General features: G+C 72.4%; 14 protein-coding genes. 10 read left to right on the top strand and 4 right to left on the bottom strand.

Going from position 1 to position 16,828, the window contains the following annotated elements; all coding sequences use genetic code 11:
* Positions 1-20: 20 nt before the first annotated feature.
* Genes AB7F12_RS17610 through AB7F12_RS17620 form a run of 3 tightly spaced genes read left to right on the top strand, consistent with a single transcriptional unit; the run spans position 21 to position 2,539 of the window.
* Entirely contained in the window at positions 21-1,103 is a 1,083-nt protein-coding gene (locus AB7F12_RS17610; protein ID WP_428498684.1) for a Rieske 2Fe-2S domain-containing protein, read from the top strand.
* Between the two features lie 34 nt (positions 1,104-1,137).
* Entirely contained in the window at positions 1,138-1,332 is a 195-nt protein-coding gene (locus AB7F12_RS17615) for a ferredoxin (RefSeq protein ID WP_428498685.1), read from the top strand.
* Between the two features lie 13 nt (positions 1,333-1,345).
* Complete coding sequence (locus AB7F12_RS17620; RefSeq protein WP_428498686.1) at positions 1,346-2,539, top strand: NAD(P)/FAD-dependent oxidoreductase; 1,194 nt, start codon at positions 1,346-1,348, stop codon at positions 2,537-2,539.
* Positions 2,540-2,557: 18 nt separating this feature from the next.
* On the opposite strand, the gene AB7F12_RS17625 is transcribed toward AB7F12_RS17620, so the two are convergent.
* Positions 2,558-5,239: a LuxR C-terminal-related transcriptional regulator gene (locus AB7F12_RS17625; RefSeq protein ID WP_428498687.1), complete on the bottom strand. Its 2,682-nt coding sequence runs from the start codon at positions 5,237-5,239 to the stop codon at positions 2,558-2,560.
* Between the two features lie 225 nt (positions 5,240-5,464).
* On the opposite strand from AB7F12_RS17625, the gene AB7F12_RS17630 reads away from it, so the two are divergent.
* The 5 genes from AB7F12_RS17630 (at position 5,465) to AB7F12_RS17650 (ending at position 10,139) form a co-directional block, all read left to right on the top strand.
* Entirely contained in the window at positions 5,465-6,481 is a 1,017-nt protein-coding gene (locus AB7F12_RS17630; protein ID WP_428498688.1) for a helix-turn-helix domain-containing protein, read from the top strand.
* A gap of 79 nt (positions 6,482-6,560) precedes the next feature.
* Complete coding sequence (locus AB7F12_RS17635; protein WP_428498689.1) at positions 6,561-7,274, top strand: SDR family NAD(P)-dependent oxidoreductase; 714 nt, start codon at positions 6,561-6,563, stop codon at positions 7,272-7,274.
* 4 nt (positions 7,275-7,278) lie between these two features.
* Positions 7,279-8,514, top strand: coding sequence for an acyl-CoA dehydrogenase family protein (locus AB7F12_RS17640; protein WP_428498690.1), 1,236 nt, complete (start codon positions 7,279-7,281; stop codon positions 8,512-8,514).
* A 563-nt stretch (positions 8,515-9,077) separates the two neighbouring features.
* Positions 9,078-9,389 (top strand): hypothetical protein, encoded by a 312-nt coding sequence (locus AB7F12_RS17645; RefSeq protein WP_428498691.1) that lies wholly within the window; start codon positions 9,078-9,080, stop codon positions 9,387-9,389.
* Between the two features lie 258 nt (positions 9,390-9,647).
* Positions 9,648-10,139: a carboxymuconolactone decarboxylase family protein gene (locus tag AB7F12_RS17650; RefSeq protein ID WP_428498692.1), complete on the top strand. Its 492-nt coding sequence runs from the start codon at positions 9,648-9,650 to the stop codon at positions 10,137-10,139.
* 224 nt (positions 10,140-10,363) lie between these two features.
* On the opposite strand, the gene AB7F12_RS17655 is transcribed toward AB7F12_RS17650, so the two are convergent.
* The 3 genes from AB7F12_RS17655 to AB7F12_RS17665 form a co-directional block, all read right to left on the bottom strand.
* Positions 10,364-11,305 carry a cold-shock protein gene (locus tag AB7F12_RS17655; protein WP_428498693.1) on the bottom strand — a complete coding sequence of 314 codons (942 nt, stop codon included), beginning with the start codon at positions 11,303-11,305 and terminating at the stop codon, positions 10,364-10,366.
* A 513-nt stretch (positions 11,306-11,818) separates the two neighbouring features.
* Positions 11,819-13,123 (bottom strand): FAD-binding oxidoreductase, encoded by a 1,305-nt coding sequence (locus tag AB7F12_RS17660; protein ID WP_428498694.1) that lies wholly within the window; start codon positions 13,121-13,123, stop codon positions 11,819-11,821.
* Positions 13,120-14,013 (bottom strand): LLM class flavin-dependent oxidoreductase, encoded by an 894-nt coding sequence (locus AB7F12_RS17665; protein ID WP_428498695.1) that lies wholly within the window; start codon positions 14,011-14,013, stop codon positions 13,120-13,122. Before AB7F12_RS17665 ends, AB7F12_RS17660 begins: the two co-directional genes overlap by 4 nt.
* Positions 14,014-14,099: 86 nt before the next feature.
* Between AB7F12_RS17665 and AB7F12_RS17670 the strand changes: the two genes are divergently transcribed.
* Positions 14,100-14,669 (top strand): TetR/AcrR family transcriptional regulator, encoded by a 570-nt coding sequence (locus AB7F12_RS17670; protein ID WP_428498696.1) that lies wholly within the window; start codon positions 14,100-14,102, stop codon positions 14,667-14,669.
* A 943-nt stretch (positions 14,670-15,612) separates the two neighbouring features.
* A complete protein-coding gene (locus tag AB7F12_RS17675) occupies positions 15,613-16,797 on the top strand; it encodes an ABC transporter substrate-binding protein (protein WP_428498697.1) in 1,185 nt (394 codons plus the stop codon).
* The last annotated feature ends 31 nt before the right edge of the window (positions 16,798-16,828 follow it).

The raw sequence follows: 16,828 nt of genomic DNA on the forward strand, positions 1-16,828 counted from the left end.
CGAGAATGGGACCTCCCACCATGACGCTCACCGACCTCCCCGACGAGACGTCCCCCACCTCACGGGTCAACGAGTTCAACGCCGAGGGCGAGGCGCGGATCTACCGCTCCCTGCGCCATTTCTGGCACCCCATCGCCTACGCCGAGGACCTCGGCGACACCCCGATCCGGGCGACGCTGCTGGGGCAGCAGCTCGCCGTCGTCCGGTTGGACGGCGAGGTCTGCGTGTTCGACGACCTGTGCGCCCACCGCGGGTCCGCGTTGTCGATCGGCACGGTGATCGGCGGGCGCGAGCTGCAGTGCCCCTACCACGGTTGGCAGTACGACAGCGGCGGCCACTGCACCCTCGCCCCGCAGCGCCCCGACCTCGCCGGCCACCTGCGGGCGAGCGTGCGCAAGTACCGGTCGGCCGAGCGGTACGGGCTCATCTGGGCCTGCCTCGTCGACGAGCCGTACTACCCCCTGCCGGAGTACCCGCAGTTCGACGACCCCGGCCTGCACCACATCGCGTGCCGGCCGCTGACCGACTGGGACTGCAGCGCGCCGCGCCGGGTCGAGAACTACACCGACTACTCCCACTTCGCGATCCTGCACGACGGCTACCTGGGCGACGCCACCCAGCCGGCGGTCCCGGGCCACGACGTGTGGCGCGACGAGAACCGGCTGGAGAACCTGCAGGACAAGAAGACGCTGGTACGGGTGCCCGTCGACTCCGCGGCCTGGGGCGGCAAGGACCTCCCCGAGGACCCCTACGTCTACTTCTCGATCGACTGGCGGGTCTTCATGCCGCTGACCTGCATGCTCAACATCGTCTTCTCCGACGGCAACAAGTACAACCTGCTGTTCCACCCCACACCACTGGGCCCGCGCAGCATCCGCAACTTCACCATCGCCGGACGCGACTTCGGCGACCCGGCGAAGGCCGACGAGGAGCTGGGCGGGTTCGTCCACTTCATCTACGAGCAGGACCGCCCCGTCGTCGAGTCGCAGCGGCCGGAGGAGCTGCCGGAGGACCTGTCCGAGGAGATGCACCTCAAGGGCGTCGACAAGTACTCCATCGAGTACCGCCGCTGGCTGTTCGAGCTCGCCGAGAAGCTCGGCTGAGCCTGCACCGCAACGACACCTGGAGGACGCAGACATGGCGGACGTGACGATCGACTGGGACCGGTGCATCCATTCCGGGATGTGCACCACCATCGCCGGCAACGTGTTCGGAATGGGGCCCGACGCGCGGCTGGTCGTCCTGCACGACAGCGTGTCCGGCGACGACCTCGACAGCGTGCACGACGCGGCGGCGTGCTGCCCCGTCGACGCCATCGCGGTCGACGGCTGAGGGCGGCGCGGGCATGGGGACACGGCGGGTGGTCGTCGCCGGCGCAGGGCTGGCCGCGGTGCGGGTCACGGAGTTCCTCAGGCGGCGGGGCTTCGACGGGACGGTCGTCGTCGTCGGCGACGAGCCGCACCTGCCCTACGACCGCCCGCCGCTGTCCAAGGAGGTCCTCACCGGCAAGTCACTGCCGCAGGACGTGACGTTCAAGGACGAGCAGGCCTTCGCCGACCTGGGCGTCGAGCTGCGCACCGGCTGTGCGGTCCTCGGCCTCGACCCCGTCGGCTGCGTCGTCGAGACCGCCGACGGCCCCGTGCCCTACGACGAGCTCGTCGTCTGCACGGGCGCACGGCCCCGTCCGGTCCCGTGGCACACCCCGCCCGAGGGCGTCTTCGTACTGCGCTCCCTCGACGACGCGGCCGCGGTCCGGGCCGAGCTCGAACGGTGCCCGACCGTCGTCGTCGCCGGTGCCGGGTTCGTCGGGGCCGAGGTCGCCTCCAGCGCCCGGGCCCTCGGGCTCGACGTCACCGTCGTCGAGGTGCAGCCCACGCCGCTGGTGCGGGCCGTGGGTCCCCGGGTCGCCGCGGCGTTCGTGTCGATGCACCGCGACAACGGCACCGACCTGCGGTGCGGAGCCGGCATCGCCGAGGTGCTCGGCGACGGGCGGGTCGAGGGGGTGCGGCTGACCGACGGCACCGTGCTCCCGTGCGACCTGCTCGTCGCCGGGCTGGGCGTCGTCCCCAACGTGGAGTGGCTGGCCGGGTCGGGCCTGCGCGTCGACGACGGGCTGGTCTGCGACGACCAGCTCTGCGCCGGCCCCGCGAACGTGCACGCCGCGGGCGACGTCGCCCGCTGGACCGACCCCGCCACCGGCAGGTCGGCCCGCGGGCAGCAATGGATGGTCGCCGTGGAGCAGGCCAAGCACGTCGCGGGCAGGATCGCCGGCCGTGCGCCGGCCCCGTTCTCCACGGCGCACTACTTCTGGACGCACCAGTACGGCCACCACTTCCAGTTCGCGGGCGACGCGAGCGCTCCCGACGTCCGCGTGCTGTGCGGGGCGCTGGAGGCCGACGACTTCGTCGTCGGCTACGGCGACGGCCTGCGCCTCACCGGGGTGCTCGCGAAGAACTCGTCGGCCGCGTTCGTGCGGGCCAAGGCGGCGATGACCCGGGGTGTGGCCTGGGAGGACGTCGACGCCGCCGTCCTGGGCTGAGCCCGGCCGGCCGGGCCGTCACGCCCGGCCGGGTCCGCCCCGGACGATGCCCAGCTCCACCCCGCGCGCGACCGCCTGCCTGCGGCTGCTCACACCGAGCTTGCGGTACACGCTCTTCAGGTGGGTCTTCACGGTGTTGACCGACACGAACATCTCCGCGCCGATCTCGGCCGCCGTCAGCATCCCCGCGAGGTGGCCGAGGACCTCCGCCTCGCGGTCCGACAACAGCTCGACGCCCGCGGCAGGCTGCCGGGCGGGGTCGGCCGCCTCGGGCCCGAGCAGCTCCTCGACGAACCCGCGATGCGCCCGGCAGCCGCGGTGGTCGTCGAGCAGCCGCCGCGCCGCGGCCCCGAACTGCAGGAACGGCTGCCGGTAGTTCCCGGGCGCCGCGAGGTCGAGCGCCTCCTCGAGGATGCGGTCGGCATCGTCGGCCCGGCCCAGCTCGGCGGTGAGCACCGCCGCCAGGACGCGGGCCTGCAGGTGCTGGTCGAGGAACCCGCTCCCCGTGCCGCCGGGCGCCGACTCCACGACGGCCAGCGCGGCGGCGGCGTCGCCGCGGGCGTGGGCCAGCTCGGCCTCCGCGACGACGAGGCTCACCGACCGGTGCCCGCCGCGGTGCCGGGCGAGCCGGCGGTCCGCCTCGTCGAGCCGTCCCGTCGCCACGAGCAGCCGGACGACCTCGGCCTGGATGTAGGAGCGGAAGACGAAACGGTCGATGACGTCACCGAGGTTGCCCTCCGCGGCCGCGAGCAGCGCGAGCGCGGCGTCGGGGTTGCGCCGCAACGACTGCACGAGGCCCTGGACCATGTGGATCGACGCGAGAAGGGTGGCGTCGCCGCTCTGCGTGGCCAGCTCCGCGCGATCGAGGTAGAGGTCGGCCTCGTCGAGACGGTTCCACAGGAAGTGCGCCCAGCCCAGTGCGTGCCAGGTGACGGCCATCTGCGGGGTCGCGCCCCACCCGCGGCGCTGCGCGAGCTCGACGGCCTCCTGCGCCGCCGCGACCGCCTCCACCGGCCGGTCCTGCGCGGTGAGCACGACGGCGAGCTGGCTGAGGAACCCGGTCACCAGGTAGTCGTGACCCGTCGTCCGCGCGATCCGCAGGCCCTCACGCAGGACCTCCTGCGACGCGGTGCGCCTGCCCGTGAAGTACTCGCACACGCCCAGGCCGAGCAGGGCCATGGCGCGCAACGGGTCGTCGAGGTCGAGCGCCGGCGACGACAGCACGGCGTCGGCCGCCTGCCGGGCCCCGTGGATGTCGCCACCGAGCTGCGCCAGCCGCAGCCGCACCGTCGCGGCCACCGCCGCCGCGCGGGCGCGGTCGGCGCCGTCGAGTGAGCCGAGCAGCCGCTCCCCGGTCTCCACGTCGGCCTGCGCGAGCCGGTCGCGCCCCGTCTCCAGGTGGAGGACGGCGCGCACGAGAACGAGCTCCGCGTCGCCGGACACCGTCTCGCGGGCCAGCAGGTCCAGTACGCGGGCGAGCGTCGTCAGCTCGCCGTCGAGCACCAGGCGCAGCCACACCCGGCCGAGCGCGAGCCGCGCCGTCGCGAGGTCCCCGCCGTCCACGGCGTGCCGGACCGCGGCCACCGCGTCGCCCCGCGTGGCGTGCCAGCGCGCCGCAGCCCGGTGCTGGGCCCGCATCAGCTGCGGGTCGTCGCGGCGCAACGTCGACCGCAGGGTCTCCGCGAACAGCTGGTGGTAGCGGTACCAGGGCCGCCTGCCCTGGATCCCGATGAACGTGTTCGTCCTGGCCATCGCCTCCAGGAGCTGCTCGGAGTCGGTCCGCCCCGTCAGCGCGTCGGCCAGGTCCGCGGTCAGCGTGTCGGCCACGCAGGTGAGCAGCAGGAACTCCCGCGTCACCGGGTCCTGGCGGTCGAAGACCTCGGTGAGGAAGTACTCGGCGACGACCGACTCCTCGCCGGTCAGGTCGGTCAGCGGTGCGGCAGGCCCGGTGCCACCGGTCATCGCCAGCTGGGCCAGCCGCACACCGGCCGGCCAGCCCTCGGTGCGCTGCAGCAGCCGGGCGGTGTCCCCGGGAGTGACCTCGTGCCCGGTCGCGTCGAGGACGGACGCGAGCTCGGCGTCGGTGAACGCCGGCGCCGCCGCGTTGATCTCGAGCACCTCGTCGAGCACCCGCATGCGGCCCAGCGGGATGCCGGGCAGGAACCGCCCCGACAGGACGAGCCGGAAGTTGGGCGGGGCGTGCCCGACGAGATAGGTCAGTGCGGCGACGACGCCCGGGTCGTCGATCTCGTGCACGTCGTCGACCACGAGGCAGACCGGCTCGGGCAGGGCGGCGAGGACGTCGATCATCTCGGCGACGAACCGCGCGTCGTGTGACGTCGCCAGGGTGGGGCGCAACGTCGCCAACGCGTGGTCGGGGCCCAGCCCCAGCGCGTGCGTGATAGTCGTGATCACGTGCGACCAGAACCGCACCGGGTCGTCGTCCTCGCGGTCGGCCGAGAGCCACGCGACGACGCGGTCGCCCGCCCGCTCCTGCAGCCACGTCGACAACAGAGTGGTCTTGCCCCATCCCGCGGGCGCCACGACCGTCACCAGCGGGTAGCGGGTGCCGTCCTCGAGCAGCCGGAACAGCCGTGGCCGCGCCACGACGGCTCCCCGCGACGTCGGGACGACGATCTTGCGGGCGATCAGCGGGTCGGTCGCCGGCGGCGCGACCCGCCCCTGCGCCGCGTCGCGCATGGCTGCTCCTGTGGTCGGGGCTCACGTCCCGCCCGCGTGGTTCAACCTCTGAACCTTAGGCCCGTCCGCCCGACCACGTCCATGGTCGTCGCGATGCCGGTCGGCCGGCGCCGTGGTGCGCGATGTGGCGGGCGTCGGTGCGCGCAACGGCGGCAGAAGGTGACGCGCGTCGCCTACATTTCTCGTGTCGGGCCCGGCCGGGCCGGTGGACCGAGGAGGTGGCGGATGGCCGCGAGTCGTGCGACGGCCCAGCCTGCACGCCACCTCACCGCGGCGGCGGAGGCCGACGACAGGGAGGGGTTCGCCTCGCTGCTGGGCTCGACGATCGCCCCGGTCCGTGTCCGGCCCCTGGCCGACGGCGAGTTCCGCAGCTCGCTGCGCAGCGCCATCGCCGGCGAGGTGCGGGTCTCGGTGATGAGCGGCAGCCCGTGCGTCGTGACCCGCGACGCCGACCTGATCCGCGCCTCGGACCCCGGCTTCCTCTCCGTCGCACTGCACCGGTCCGGCCGGGCCGCGGTCGCGCAGGACGGGCGGCACTGTCTGCTCGGATCCGGTGACCTGGTCAACTACGTGACGTCGCGGCCCTACGAGCTGACGTTCTGGGAGCCGTACGAGACGGTCGTGATCACGGTGCCGCTGGCCGCACTCGGGTCGCACGTCGACACCCTGGCCGGCCGCACGGCGATCGCGCTGGGCACCGACAGCGGCCCCCGCGACGTGGTGGGGACGTTGTTCGAGGGCCTCGCCCGGAAGATCGACGTCTGCACGGCGGGCGAGGCGAACTGCAGCAAGGAGTACCTGGCCGACGCGATCGTGTCGCTGGTGCTCGCCGAGCTGGTCGACATCCCGCCCCTGGGCGCCGGGGAGGACCTCGCCGACCGGATGCTCGCGCACTGCCTGTCGCACCTGGCCGACCCGGGGCTCACCGTCGAGTCGGTGGCCCGGGCGCACGGGGTGTCGGTGCGCTACCTGCACAAGGTCCTCGCCCCGCGGGCGATCACCCTGTCGGCGTGGATCCGCCGCCAGCGGCTGGAACGCATCTGCCGTGACCTCGCCGACGAGTCGTTGCACGGCCGCACCGTGTCGGCGATCGCGTCGCGGTGGGGGATGACCGACGCCGGGCACCTGAGCCGGGCCCTCAAGTCCGAGTTCGGGCTCACGGCGACGGAGATCCGCCGCTCGGGTCACTGGGAACGCGGCGGGCCCCGGCCCGTCGAGGGCCTCCGCGCCGCCACCGGCTGACCCCGTCCCGCCGCACGCCCCGGCGTCGCGGTACCCGACTGTCCACTGTGTACCGAACCGATCAGTTGAGGAGCCCGTCATGTCCACGAACGAGCAGAAGGTCGCGATCGTCACCGGCGCATCCCGCGGGATCGGTGCCGGCGTCGTCGAGGGATACCGCAAGCTGGGCTACGCGGTTGTCGCGACGTCCCGCTCGATCGGCGCCTCCGACGACCCCCAGGTGCTCACCGTCGCGGGCGACCTCGCCGAACCGGGGACGGCGGACCGGGTCGTCGACGCCGCGCTCGACCGGTTCGGGCGCATCGACTCGCTGGTCAACAACGCCGGCGCGTTCCTCGCCAAACCGTTCACCGCCTACACCGACGACGATTTTGCGACGGTCGTCGGGCTCAACCTCGCGGGCTTCTTCCGCATCACCCGCCGCGCCGTTGCACCGATGGTCGAGCAGGGTTCGGGCCACGTCGTCACGGTCACGACGTCGCTGGTCGACCACGCCTTGAGCGTGGTCCCGTCCGTCCTCGCGTCGCTGACCAAGGGTGGTCTCGACGCCGCCACCCGGTCGCTGGCCATCGAGCTCGCCGGTGCCGGGGTCCGGGTCAACGCCCTGTCCCCGGGGATCATCAAGACCCCGATGCACCCCGTCGAGGCGCACGGTGCCTACGCGGGCCTGCACCCGTTGGGGCGCATGGGGGAGATCGACGAGATCGTCCACGGCGTGATGTACCTGGAGACCGCGGCGTTCGTGACGGGGGAGACCCTGCACGTCGACGGCGGCCAGAGCGCGGGCCATTGAGCGCATGCCGTCCACCGATCCGTCGTCGGAACGGAAGGCGTTGCGCGCCACGGCCCGCGAGTTCGCCGGAGACGTCCTGTCGAAGGCCCGTGAGGTCACCGACGCGCTGCCGACGGCCACCGAGCGCTACCGAGCGACCCGGCCGTTCTACGAGAAGATGGTGGCCGCGGGGTTCCTGCGCAGGCTCGTCCCGCAGGCCCTCGGCGGCGACGGCACCGGCGCCTCGACGGCCGCGGTGCTGGCCGAGGAACTCGTGGCGGGCGACCCGTCCGTCGCGCTCAACCTGTTCTCGACCGGGCTCGGCCTCGCCCCGCTGCTGCGGGCGGGCAACGCCGACCAGCGCGCCCGGCACCTGCCGCCGTTCCTCGCCACGGCCGGTGCGCCGCTCGCCTCGCTGGCGCTGAGCGAGCCCGGCGGCACCGCCAACCTCGACGAGCCGGGCCGCGACGTCGGCCTGCGGACCACGGCGCGGCGACGCAACGGGCAGTGGATCGTCAACGGCGCCAAGCAGTGGGTCTCCCACGCGACCGGGTGGGAGGGCACCGGGCCCGACCTGATGGCAGTCGTCGCACGCGCCGGGAACAGCCCCGACCCGCGGCGCTCGACCGCGGTCCTGCTCGTCCCCGGGCCCATCGACGGCCTGCGCATCGACGAGCTGCTCGACCCGCTCGGGCACCGCGCGCACCTGCTGCCCCGGTTCTCCCTCGTCGACGTCCGCGTCCCCGACGCCGACCTCGTCGGCGAGGTGGGCGACGGCCTCGGCATCGTCAACGCCTCCTTCGGCGGTGCGCTCATCGGGGCCTGCGCGGCCGGCGTCATGCGGGTGGCGTTCGACGCGGCGCTGGCCTTCGCCCGCACCGACCGCCGGGGCGGGCGGGTCCCGGTCGTGGAGCACCAGGGCGTCGGGTTCCTGCTGGCCGATGTGAAGACCCGGATCGAGGCGGTCCGCAGCCTCACCTACCGGGCGTGTGCCGCGCTCGACCGGGGAGCGCCGGGTGCCGAGGAGCTGTCCGTGCACGCCAAGGTGTTCGGGTCCGAGGCGGCGGTGCAGTCGCTGCTCGACCTGATGCGCGTCATCGGCGTCGACTCCTACGGACACCACCTCCCGCTCGCCGGGCTCCTCCAGGACGCGCTGGCCTATCCGCTGTTCAGCGGCGGCAACATCGGGTTCCGACGCCGGCGCCTGCAGGCGATGCTCGCCGATCCCGCCTACGACCCGTGGGCCACGTTCGAGGCCTGACCGGTCCACCCCGGCCCCGGGCCCCGTGCCGAGCGGCGGCGCCCGGCGCCTCGCCGTCGCGGCCCAGCGCGACGAACAGCCGCAGCCCGGGGCTCGACGGTCGCCGGTCTTGCTCGGGGGCCGTGCTCCCCGGGTCGTCCCGGATCGCGGGACGGAATGTCCGTGTTGACAGTGTGCGGGGGCCGGAACATACAGTCGTGCGGCGGCGGGGCCACCCGCCGGCACCATCCAGAGCGGCCGAGAGACCCGGCTCCACGACGTCGCAGCAACCCCCCGCCTCGCGCGGGTGCGGGTGCTCCCGCCGGGTGCGATGGAGGATGCGATGGGCCCGCAGCGGGCAACAGGTGAGGGGCGCCGCGTGCACGGCCGGCCGGCAGCAGGTCCGCCGCCGCAGTCACGGTCGCGCCGCCGCCACGTCGACTTCGGCAGGACCGAGGCCGCGCTCTGTCGGTGACGCCGCGCGCGTCCCGCCGACGCCCGCCGTCCGGCTGTTGCCGGGTGGGGGTCGTGCCGGTGGTGTCGCGAAGCCGACCGTCGCCACCCCCTCACCCCGGAGCCCCGCCATGACCCGTGCAGTCCCGTCCCCGTCCGTTCCCTCCCCGGCTGGTGCCGCGGGACGCGTCGGCCGCCGCGCCGACATCGCCGCCCGCCTCCTCGACGGGCTCGAAGCCCTGCTGGTCCGCCACCGTGCGCTGCTGGTGGAACCCGACATCAGCGCGTTGCATGCCGAGCTGATCGCCGCCGAGGTCGCGCACGAGCTGCAGCGCGCCCGTGCGGCCCTGCAGCGCACGCCGTCGCTGACCGTCGTGCCCGCGGCCATCGAGGACCGACCCGACGGTCCGCGGGCGGCCCGTGGAGCTCGGGACACGCCCTGACGGACCTGCCGCGCGCCGCGACCTCCCCGGCGTGGCCGCCGTCGGCGTGGGCCGGTTCCTCCGCGGCTCCTCGGCCGAGGGCATCCGTCATATCGGGGTTCTCGCGCCGCCGCCCCGCGCGCACGGGTCCAGGGCGCCGTGACGCTCCCCGCCGATCCTGCCGTGCCGGCCCCGACGAGGGAGCCACGGCGGCAGGGGCTCGACCTCGCAGAACCCCTGACTTATTATCATCATATACAGGGATTGAAGGGGTAACGAATGAGCCCGCTCGATCTGCCGCCCGGTGAGGGCCGCAACCCGCTCTGGCAGCTGTGCCCGGAACTCGGCCCGGCGACAGAGGCGTTCAGTGCGACCGTGCAGGCCGACACCCGGCTGCCGGTTCGCGTCGCCGAGGCGGCGCGGATGCGCATCGCCGAGCTGAACGGCTGCCAGGTGTGCCGCGACACCCGGGTCGACGACCTCGCGGCGCACGGAATGGACGAGGCGTTCTACACCGGCGTCGGGGATCCGGACCTCCGCGACCGGTACGCCCCCGAGGAGGTGCTGGCGATCGAGTTCGCCGAGCGTTTCGTCGCCGGGGCACAGGCCTTCGACGAGCAGTTCTGGTCCCGGATGCGTGCGGCGTTCGAACCCGCCGAGATCGTGTCGCTCGTCGTGTCGGCGTCGAAATGGCTGGCACTCGGGCGCGTCAACGCGGTGCTGGACCTCGCCGTCTCCTGCCCGGTCCGGCTCTCCCCGGTGGCCGGGTGAGCCGGGGCCCCGGCCGCTCCGAGACGTCGCGCGCCCGCCCGCGCAGCGGGCCCGTCTTCCGACGCCCCGGCACCGCACCACGCGGCTCGGGCACGGGCCCCGTCACCACGGGGGAACCGATCTCCTGGAGGAGACCGCAGCCGCGTCGCTGACGGCACCATCGGCGGCGGGAGTGCACGAGCACTCTCGTCGAGGGGATGTCAGCGGTCGGCGGGGCTGCCTCTTCAGAGGCGCTCGACACGGTCGGCCTGCGGGCCCCGGTCGCTCTGACGCACCGAGTACCGGACCCGGTCACCCTTCTGCAGCGGCTCCGACCCCATGATCACGGACACGTGGGCGAAGAGATCGTCGCCGCCGGCGTCCGGGGTGATGAAGCCGAAGCCGCGGTCGCCGTCGTAGCGCGCGACGACGCCCTCGCCGCCCCGTACGGGCACGTCCCGTGCCGCCGGCCCTGCGGCCGCAGCAGGTGCCGGCCGCCGCGGCGCCGGCCGGGGCTCGGCGACCAGGTGCACGTCACGGGCCTGCGGGCCCTTGTCCCCACCAGCCACCTCGTAGGCGACCCGGTCGCCCTCCGCGAGCCACGTCAGCCCCTCGGCCAGGGCCCGGGCGTGCACGAAGACGTCCCCGGTGCCGGAGTCGGGGGTGATGAAGCCGAAGCCCTTGTCCTCGTCGTACCAGGCCACCGTGCCGTCGGCACCGTCGGCGCTACCGGCCGCAGCGGGTGGGTCGGCCGCTGCTCCCAGTGGGATCACGTGCCCGGCCTGCGGGCCGCGCTCGCCTTCGACGATCAGGAAGGCCACCCGCTGCCCCTCGGTGACCACGCCGCCGGTCACGATGGCGGAGCTGTGCACGAAGACGTCGGCGCCCCCACCGTCCGGCGACGCGAAGCCGTACCCCTTGCCCGGCTCGTACCAGTTGACGGTGCCGAGCAGGCCCACGGCGCTGCCGGTGGCCGCATCGGCGGTGACGCGAACGCGCAGCGCCTGAGGCCCGCGGTCGTTCTCGCCGACCTCGAACACGACGGCCTGACCCTCGCGGAGCACTTTCGCGCCGCCGTCCCCGACGATCTCGGAGGCGTGCACGAACACGTCCGGCGAGCCGTCCTCGGGCGCGAGGAAGCCGAAACCCCGGTCGGCGTCGAACCAACGGACGGTCCCCTGCGGCATCAAAGGCTCCAGGTCGAGAGGGCGGGCACTGGCCCCCAGTCTCCCTGACAGACCTCGCGGTCCGTCGGGCCGGGCCCACGGGCGGGCGGTGCGGAGCCAGGGCGGGCCGTTGGTTCACCTGGCGACACGCCGAGTGTCGAGACCAGGCCTCAGCGCACCGACACGGCACAGCGACAGGAGGTCGCGCAGCAGCTGACCGACGTCGACCGCCACTTCGCTCGTCCGGCACGGCTCCCGATGCCGACCCGGAGAAGTGCCGGCGTGGTCTCCTCCAGCAGAACCATCACGACGTCGAGGCGCAGCTGCACCGCTCGCTGTCGTTCGTGTACTCCACGATCGAGGTCTTGCGACCAGGGAAGTCCGCCCGTCGACTTCGACCAGGGCGTCGCAGCGACGCTCCACGCCGCCGCGCTCGATCCCTGTATCCACCGACGGCTGCATCAGGTCACCCGGACCTCGTCGGAGAACCGTGACCGGGGTCGGTCGGCCGTGGAACGGCCCCGGCCGGGTGGCTCAGAGGCGATCCACCCGGCTGAGGACACCGTCGGGGTCGTAGCGACCGGCGAGTGCCTTGACCCGTTCGCCGGTCGCTCCGGGGAACGCGCGGGTGAAGGCCTCGTCGTCCGGGCGAGTCTCGAAGTTGCGATACGCGCCGATGGAGTACGGCAACAGCGGGACGACGGCTTCGTCGAGGTCCGGTCCCGAGTACGGGGGGAACGTGGTCGCGGTGACGAGCGCGTGCGCCTCACGGTGGGCGTATGCGGTCGCCGCAGGGTCGACGTCATCGACCGCGCCCCCGAGCGCCCGAAGTTGGACCAACGGCCGGGCCCGGTGGCTGACGACGTCGACGAGCGCCCGCGCACTGTCGGCGGTGATCCGGCGCAGCAGGGCGTTGGTCGTTGTCGAGGGCTGCTGTCCGAGGTTGGGGTGCAGGTGCTCGAGCGGAACGAGGTCGGCGTACCGCGCGGAACTCACCCGGCCGCGGTGCACGCGCCCGAGCTTCTCGAGCGGCCGCAGTGCCTTCTCGGCCACCCGCGGATCGTCGCTCGCGACAACCGCCGTGAGCACGAGCACCGGCCGGTCGTCCGACATCACCAGGGCGCCGCTCATCGTGAGCGCCCGGGGCGCACCGGCCATGAACTCCGCCCACCGCTCCAGCACGGCGCCGTCAGGGTCGACCTCGATCGCCAGTTGGGTGACGGCGACGCCGGACAGCGGCATCGAGTCGATGTCCAGGTCGGTCACCACCCCGACGTACGAGCCTGCGCCGCGGACCGCCCAGAGCAGGTCCGGCGAGGACCGGCCGTCGGCGCGGACGATGGAGCCGTCGGCGAGCACGACCGTGGCGGCGCGCACGTGGTCGATCGTCAGGCCGTACTCGCGTACCAGCCAGCCGACGCCCCCGGCGGTCGCCAGACCACCGACGCCGACGCCGCCGTGGTCGCCGGAGCTGATGGCCAGGTCGTGGCGGGACAGGGCCGCCGCGACCTGCGCCCACCGCGCCCCGGCCCCCACGCGGACCAGCCCCGTTTCCGGGTCGAGGATCTCGACACCGGAGAGCCGGCTCAGGTCGATGACGGTCCCGTCGTCGTTGGACGACCGGCCGGACAGTCCGTGGCCACCGCTGCGGACCGAGACCGGCGCAGCGGTGCCGGCGGCGTAACGCAGCGCCTGTGCGACTTCGGAGTCGCTGCGCGGCAGCAGGATCGCGCCGGGTGTGTGGGATGCGGTGTAGGTCGACCGTAGCCGGTGGTATTCGCGGTCCTGCGGTGTCACGTTCGGCACGTCCGCCGGCAGCGTCGGGAGGGTGGCGGTCACGCCCCGCTCCTCAGCTCTTCGACGCGGGCCCGGACGGCCGGGACGACGTCGGTCGCGAAGAGCTCGAGCTGCGCCACCGTGTCGGCGACGGGCCAGAACACGAACGTGTCGAAGCCGAGTTCGACGACGGCCGTGGCCAGGAACTCGGTCCAGACCCCCGCGTCGCCCACGATGCCCGGTCCGGACCCGTGGCCGATCAGGCCGAGCACGTTGTAGACGCGACGGATGCCGTTCGGGTCGCGGCCTGCCGCCACGGCGGCCGCGTCGATCGCCTTCTGCTTCGCGGGCACCTCGCCCGGTGGGACGTAGATGTTCAGCGGCGAGATCCAGCCTTCAGCCCGTCGCCCGACGAGCGCGAGCATCTTGGGTTTCTGGGCGCCGACCCAGACTTGCGGAGGGCGTTGGGCTGCAGGGCCGGCGACGTAGGCGACGCGGTGCTGGTCGTTGCCCGACTCGACCCGCCCGCCGCGGAGGGCGCGTTCGAGGATCTCCACCGCCGCCTCGGTGTAGTCCACCATCTCCTGGCCCGACCGCCCCCGTGCACCCATGCCCGCGATCGCGTCCGGGAACGGGCCGCCGCCGACGCCCAGCTGGACCCGACCGTGGTTGATCAGGGCGAGACTGGACGCGGCCTTGGCCAGCAGTGCAGGCGGGCGGAGCTGCAGGTCGGCGACATCGGTCATGAGGGTGATGCGCCGGGTGGTGGCCGACAGGGAGGTCAGCAACGTCCAGGTGTCGAGATGCGTCGGTTGGTAGGCGTGGTCCTGGACGGCCAGCAGGTCGAGCCCGAGCTCGTCCGCGCGGCGGGCCAGATCGAATGCCTCGTCCAGGCGCTGCAACGACGGGTCGATGCTGAGCCCGAACGACGGGGCGCGACCGTAGTCGCTCATGTCATCCACCTATCTTGAAGGTACTCTCAACTTAGAGGACGACCGGTACAAGTTGAGGGTTCTTCAAGTTATTCCGGGAGGAGATCATGGCGAGCTCCGTAACCGGACTGCGTGCCGACGCGCGGCGCAACATCGAGCGGGTCAGGAGCGCCGCGGTGGAGGCGTTTCGTGAGCACGGCCTGGACGCACCCCTGGAGGACATCGCGCGCCGCGCCGGCGTCAGCGTCGGCACGATCTACAACCGGTTCGGCAGTCGCGAGGGTCTGCTCGACGACGTCGTCGCAGGCCTCGCGACGGACAAACTCGATGCCGCGATCGCCACGGCGTCGGGAGCTGATCCGTGGGAGCGGTTCCGCGCCTACGTCGTCGCCCTCGGCGAGGCCCAAGCCGCCGACCCTTCGTTCAATGACGTGGTCTCCCGGCGCTACCCCGAGGCGCCGGCACTGCGCGAGGTGTGCGACAGAGCCGTGGCCCATGGCAAGGTGCTGATGCAGGCAGCCCAAGCCGAGGGCTCGCTCCGCCCCGACGTCGTTGCACGCGACATCGATCGCCTCATATGGCTCAACGCCCAGGCGATCCGCCTCGGTGGCGACTGGTGGCGCCGTTCTCTCGGATTCTTCCTCGACGGACTGCGTGCCGACGCCGGCCGGCCTTGACGGACGAACAACCTGTCGAGGCTCGCAGTAGTCGTTGGACCATCCCACCTTGCCACCTCGAAGGGCGACCGAAGAAACAAGAAGATCGTGTCCGATGCCTTTGCGGCCTGGGGCGAGCTGTTGGTGCCTCAGCGGCATCTTCGCTGAAGACACGCGTTGGGAGATTGTAGGAAGGTCGAAGGCATCGAAGGTCTACCCCGACGAGCGGGCGTTCCTCGACGAGGTACTGGTGCCGTTCGGTGCCCGATCCGATCCGGGCGCGCCATTCCCGTCCGGTGGTGATCCGTGGCCTCTGTGCCGACGGTGACACGGTCGCCGTGTGCTCGGCCATGTCCCAGGGTGACGCTGCAGTACCGGCCGTCATCTGGGCGGTCAGGGATCTACTCGCATAGAAGGTACGTATCGCAACACCTACTCATGGTTCCTGACGATTCGAAACGGCCCCGTGGTCGATGGCCTCGCATTCTTCGACAGTGTCGCCATCGATGAACTCGGGGGCGCCGTGGCGTCCGAAGGGTGAGAACAGGGTGTGCCACTGCGCGCTGGCGCCAGTTCTGGAGGTGTCCATCGCTGTCGACGGTTGTTGCGTTCCGAGACATGCTGCACTCTCGGGCCTGCCGCGGGCACGAAGGCGGCGGTCGGCGCGCGGTGAGCTACGGGCGGAGGCCGCATCGCGGCGTGGCGAAGCCCCAGATCCTGGGCGTATGCGAGGACGTTGACAGCTTCAATAGCTATGTATACTGTGCGCCCAGTACACGCGGTGAGACCAGCGAGGGCCGACTCCGGAAGGCCATTCGTGGCCTTCCGTGCATGCGACATCCGACGTGCAGGCGCGGCGTCCAGGTCTGTTCACCTCCCGCTCCGCAGTTGCGAGCCGGGGGAGAGCGCCCTGGACCCGTGTGGGAGTCCTTCCCGTGCGTCACTTCCCGATGAGGAGGCCGGTGTGTTCGCCAGCACGAAATCGAGACTCACCAGAGCGGCGTTGATCGCGACGACCCTCGCGCTCTCGGCGGCCGTCGCGGGCTGCGGCTCGGGACAGGCCGGAACCGGTGGGGAAGGCGCAGGTAACACTGAGGGCCTACCCGCCACGGTCAATCTGCTCTCCGTGCGGGACGAGACCGGGGTTACCGCCTACGCCGGCCTCGGTGCAGTCCGCGGGTCCGAGGTCGCCGTGAACGAGATCAACTCCTCCGGGTTTCTCGGGCAGGTCGAACTCGTGATGGACCGGCGGGACGCCGCCGGGACCGCTCAGACGGCCGCAAGTCTGGCGTCTGAGGGGATCGCGTCAAAGAAGTACTCGGCGATCCTCGGCCCGATCCTCGCAGTCGAGTCCCGCGCGATCGCTCCGATTGCCGAGAAGTCGCAGGTTCCGGTCGTGTTCACCCAGTCCAATTCGGAGGGCGTGTTGATCGGGGACTTCACCTTCCGCGCGACCGCTCCCTTCCCCAAGTACTACGACGTGATGGGCCAGCAGCTGCAGAAGAAGGGGATCACGTCGATCGGAGTGTTGTTCGACGCACAGACTGCTTCGTACGTGGAGACCGCGACGAAGGTGATTCCGGAGTGGGAGCAAAAGTACGGCATCCGGGTGGTGGCTTCGAAGGAGGTGCAGTCGAACACGCAAGACTTCACGGCCTCGATCTCGTCTCTGCTGGCTGAGAAGCCCAGTGCGGTGGCGGCCTACCTGCTTGGCGCACAGCACGGCACCTTCCTCAAGCAGCTCCGGCAGGCGGGCTTCACCGGTCCGGTGATCGCCGCGAACGGGGCCGGCAACGGCAACCTTGCCGGAGCCGGTGCTGACGGCGTGGGGGTGAGCTGGCCGACCGCGTTCGATCCGTCCGCTCCCGAAGCCTCGACACAGGACTTCGTGAAGTCCTACCGGCAGATGTTCCCCGACAAGGCCCCCAACATCTACGAGGCGGAGGGCTACGACGCCGTCTGGTGGATCGCGCGAGCGCTCAAGGCAGCTAACAGCGCCGACCCGGTCGCCGTGCAGAAGGGCCTGGTCGAGGTCGCTGCCACCGGATTCGACGGGGCCCAGGGGGCCCTTCGATTCGAGGGCAACGACCTGCGCGCCACTCCCAAGATCGTCCAGTGGGACGGCGCCGCCGAGGTGGCGTCGCCCTGACGGTGACCGGTGCCGGCGGGCGACCGCTGGC

The sequence above is a fragment of the Pseudonocardia sp. genome (genome assembly GCF_050250275.1).
In the GTDB taxonomy this organism is placed as follows: Bacteria; Actinomycetota; Actinomycetes; order Mycobacteriales; family Pseudonocardiaceae; genus Pseudonocardia.

Coding starts and splice junctions, on each gene's coding strand:
- AB7F12_RS17635 (WP_428498689.1), top strand. CDS start 6,561: ATGTCCACGAACGAGCAGAAGGTCGCGATCGTCACCGGCGCATCCCGC.
- AB7F12_RS17650 (WP_428498692.1), top strand. CDS start 9,648: ATGAGCCCGCTCGATCTGCCGCCCGGTGAGGGCCGCAACCCGCTCTGG.
- AB7F12_RS17625 (WP_428498687.1), bottom strand. CDS start 5,239: ATGCGCGACGCGGCGCAGGGGCGGGTCGCGCCGCCGGCGACCGACCCG.
- AB7F12_RS17610 (WP_428498684.1), top strand. CDS start 21: ATGACGCTCACCGACCTCCCCGACGAGACGTCCCCCACCTCACGGGTC.
- AB7F12_RS17645 (WP_428498691.1), top strand. CDS start 9,078: ATGACCCGTGCAGTCCCGTCCCCGTCCGTTCCCTCCCCGGCTGGTGCC.
- AB7F12_RS17655 (WP_428498693.1), bottom strand. CDS start 11,305: ATGCCGCAGGGGACCGTCCGTTGGTTCGACGCCGACCGGGGTTTCGGC.
- AB7F12_RS17665 (WP_428498695.1), bottom strand. CDS start 14,013: ATGAGCGACTACGGTCGCGCCCCGTCGTTCGGGCTCAGCATCGACCCG.
- AB7F12_RS17630 (WP_428498688.1), top strand. CDS start 5,465: ATGGCCGCGAGTCGTGCGACGGCCCAGCCTGCACGCCACCTCACCGCG.
- AB7F12_RS17670 (WP_428498696.1), top strand. CDS start 14,100: ATGGCGAGCTCCGTAACCGGACTGCGTGCCGACGCGCGGCGCAACATC.
- AB7F12_RS17640 (WP_428498690.1), top strand. CDS start 7,279: ATGCCGTCCACCGATCCGTCGTCGGAACGGAAGGCGTTGCGCGCCACG.
- AB7F12_RS17615 (WP_428498685.1), top strand. CDS start 1,138: ATGGCGGACGTGACGATCGACTGGGACCGGTGCATCCATTCCGGGATG.
- AB7F12_RS17620 (WP_428498686.1), top strand. CDS start 1,346: ATGGGGACACGGCGGGTGGTCGTCGCCGGCGCAGGGCTGGCCGCGGTG.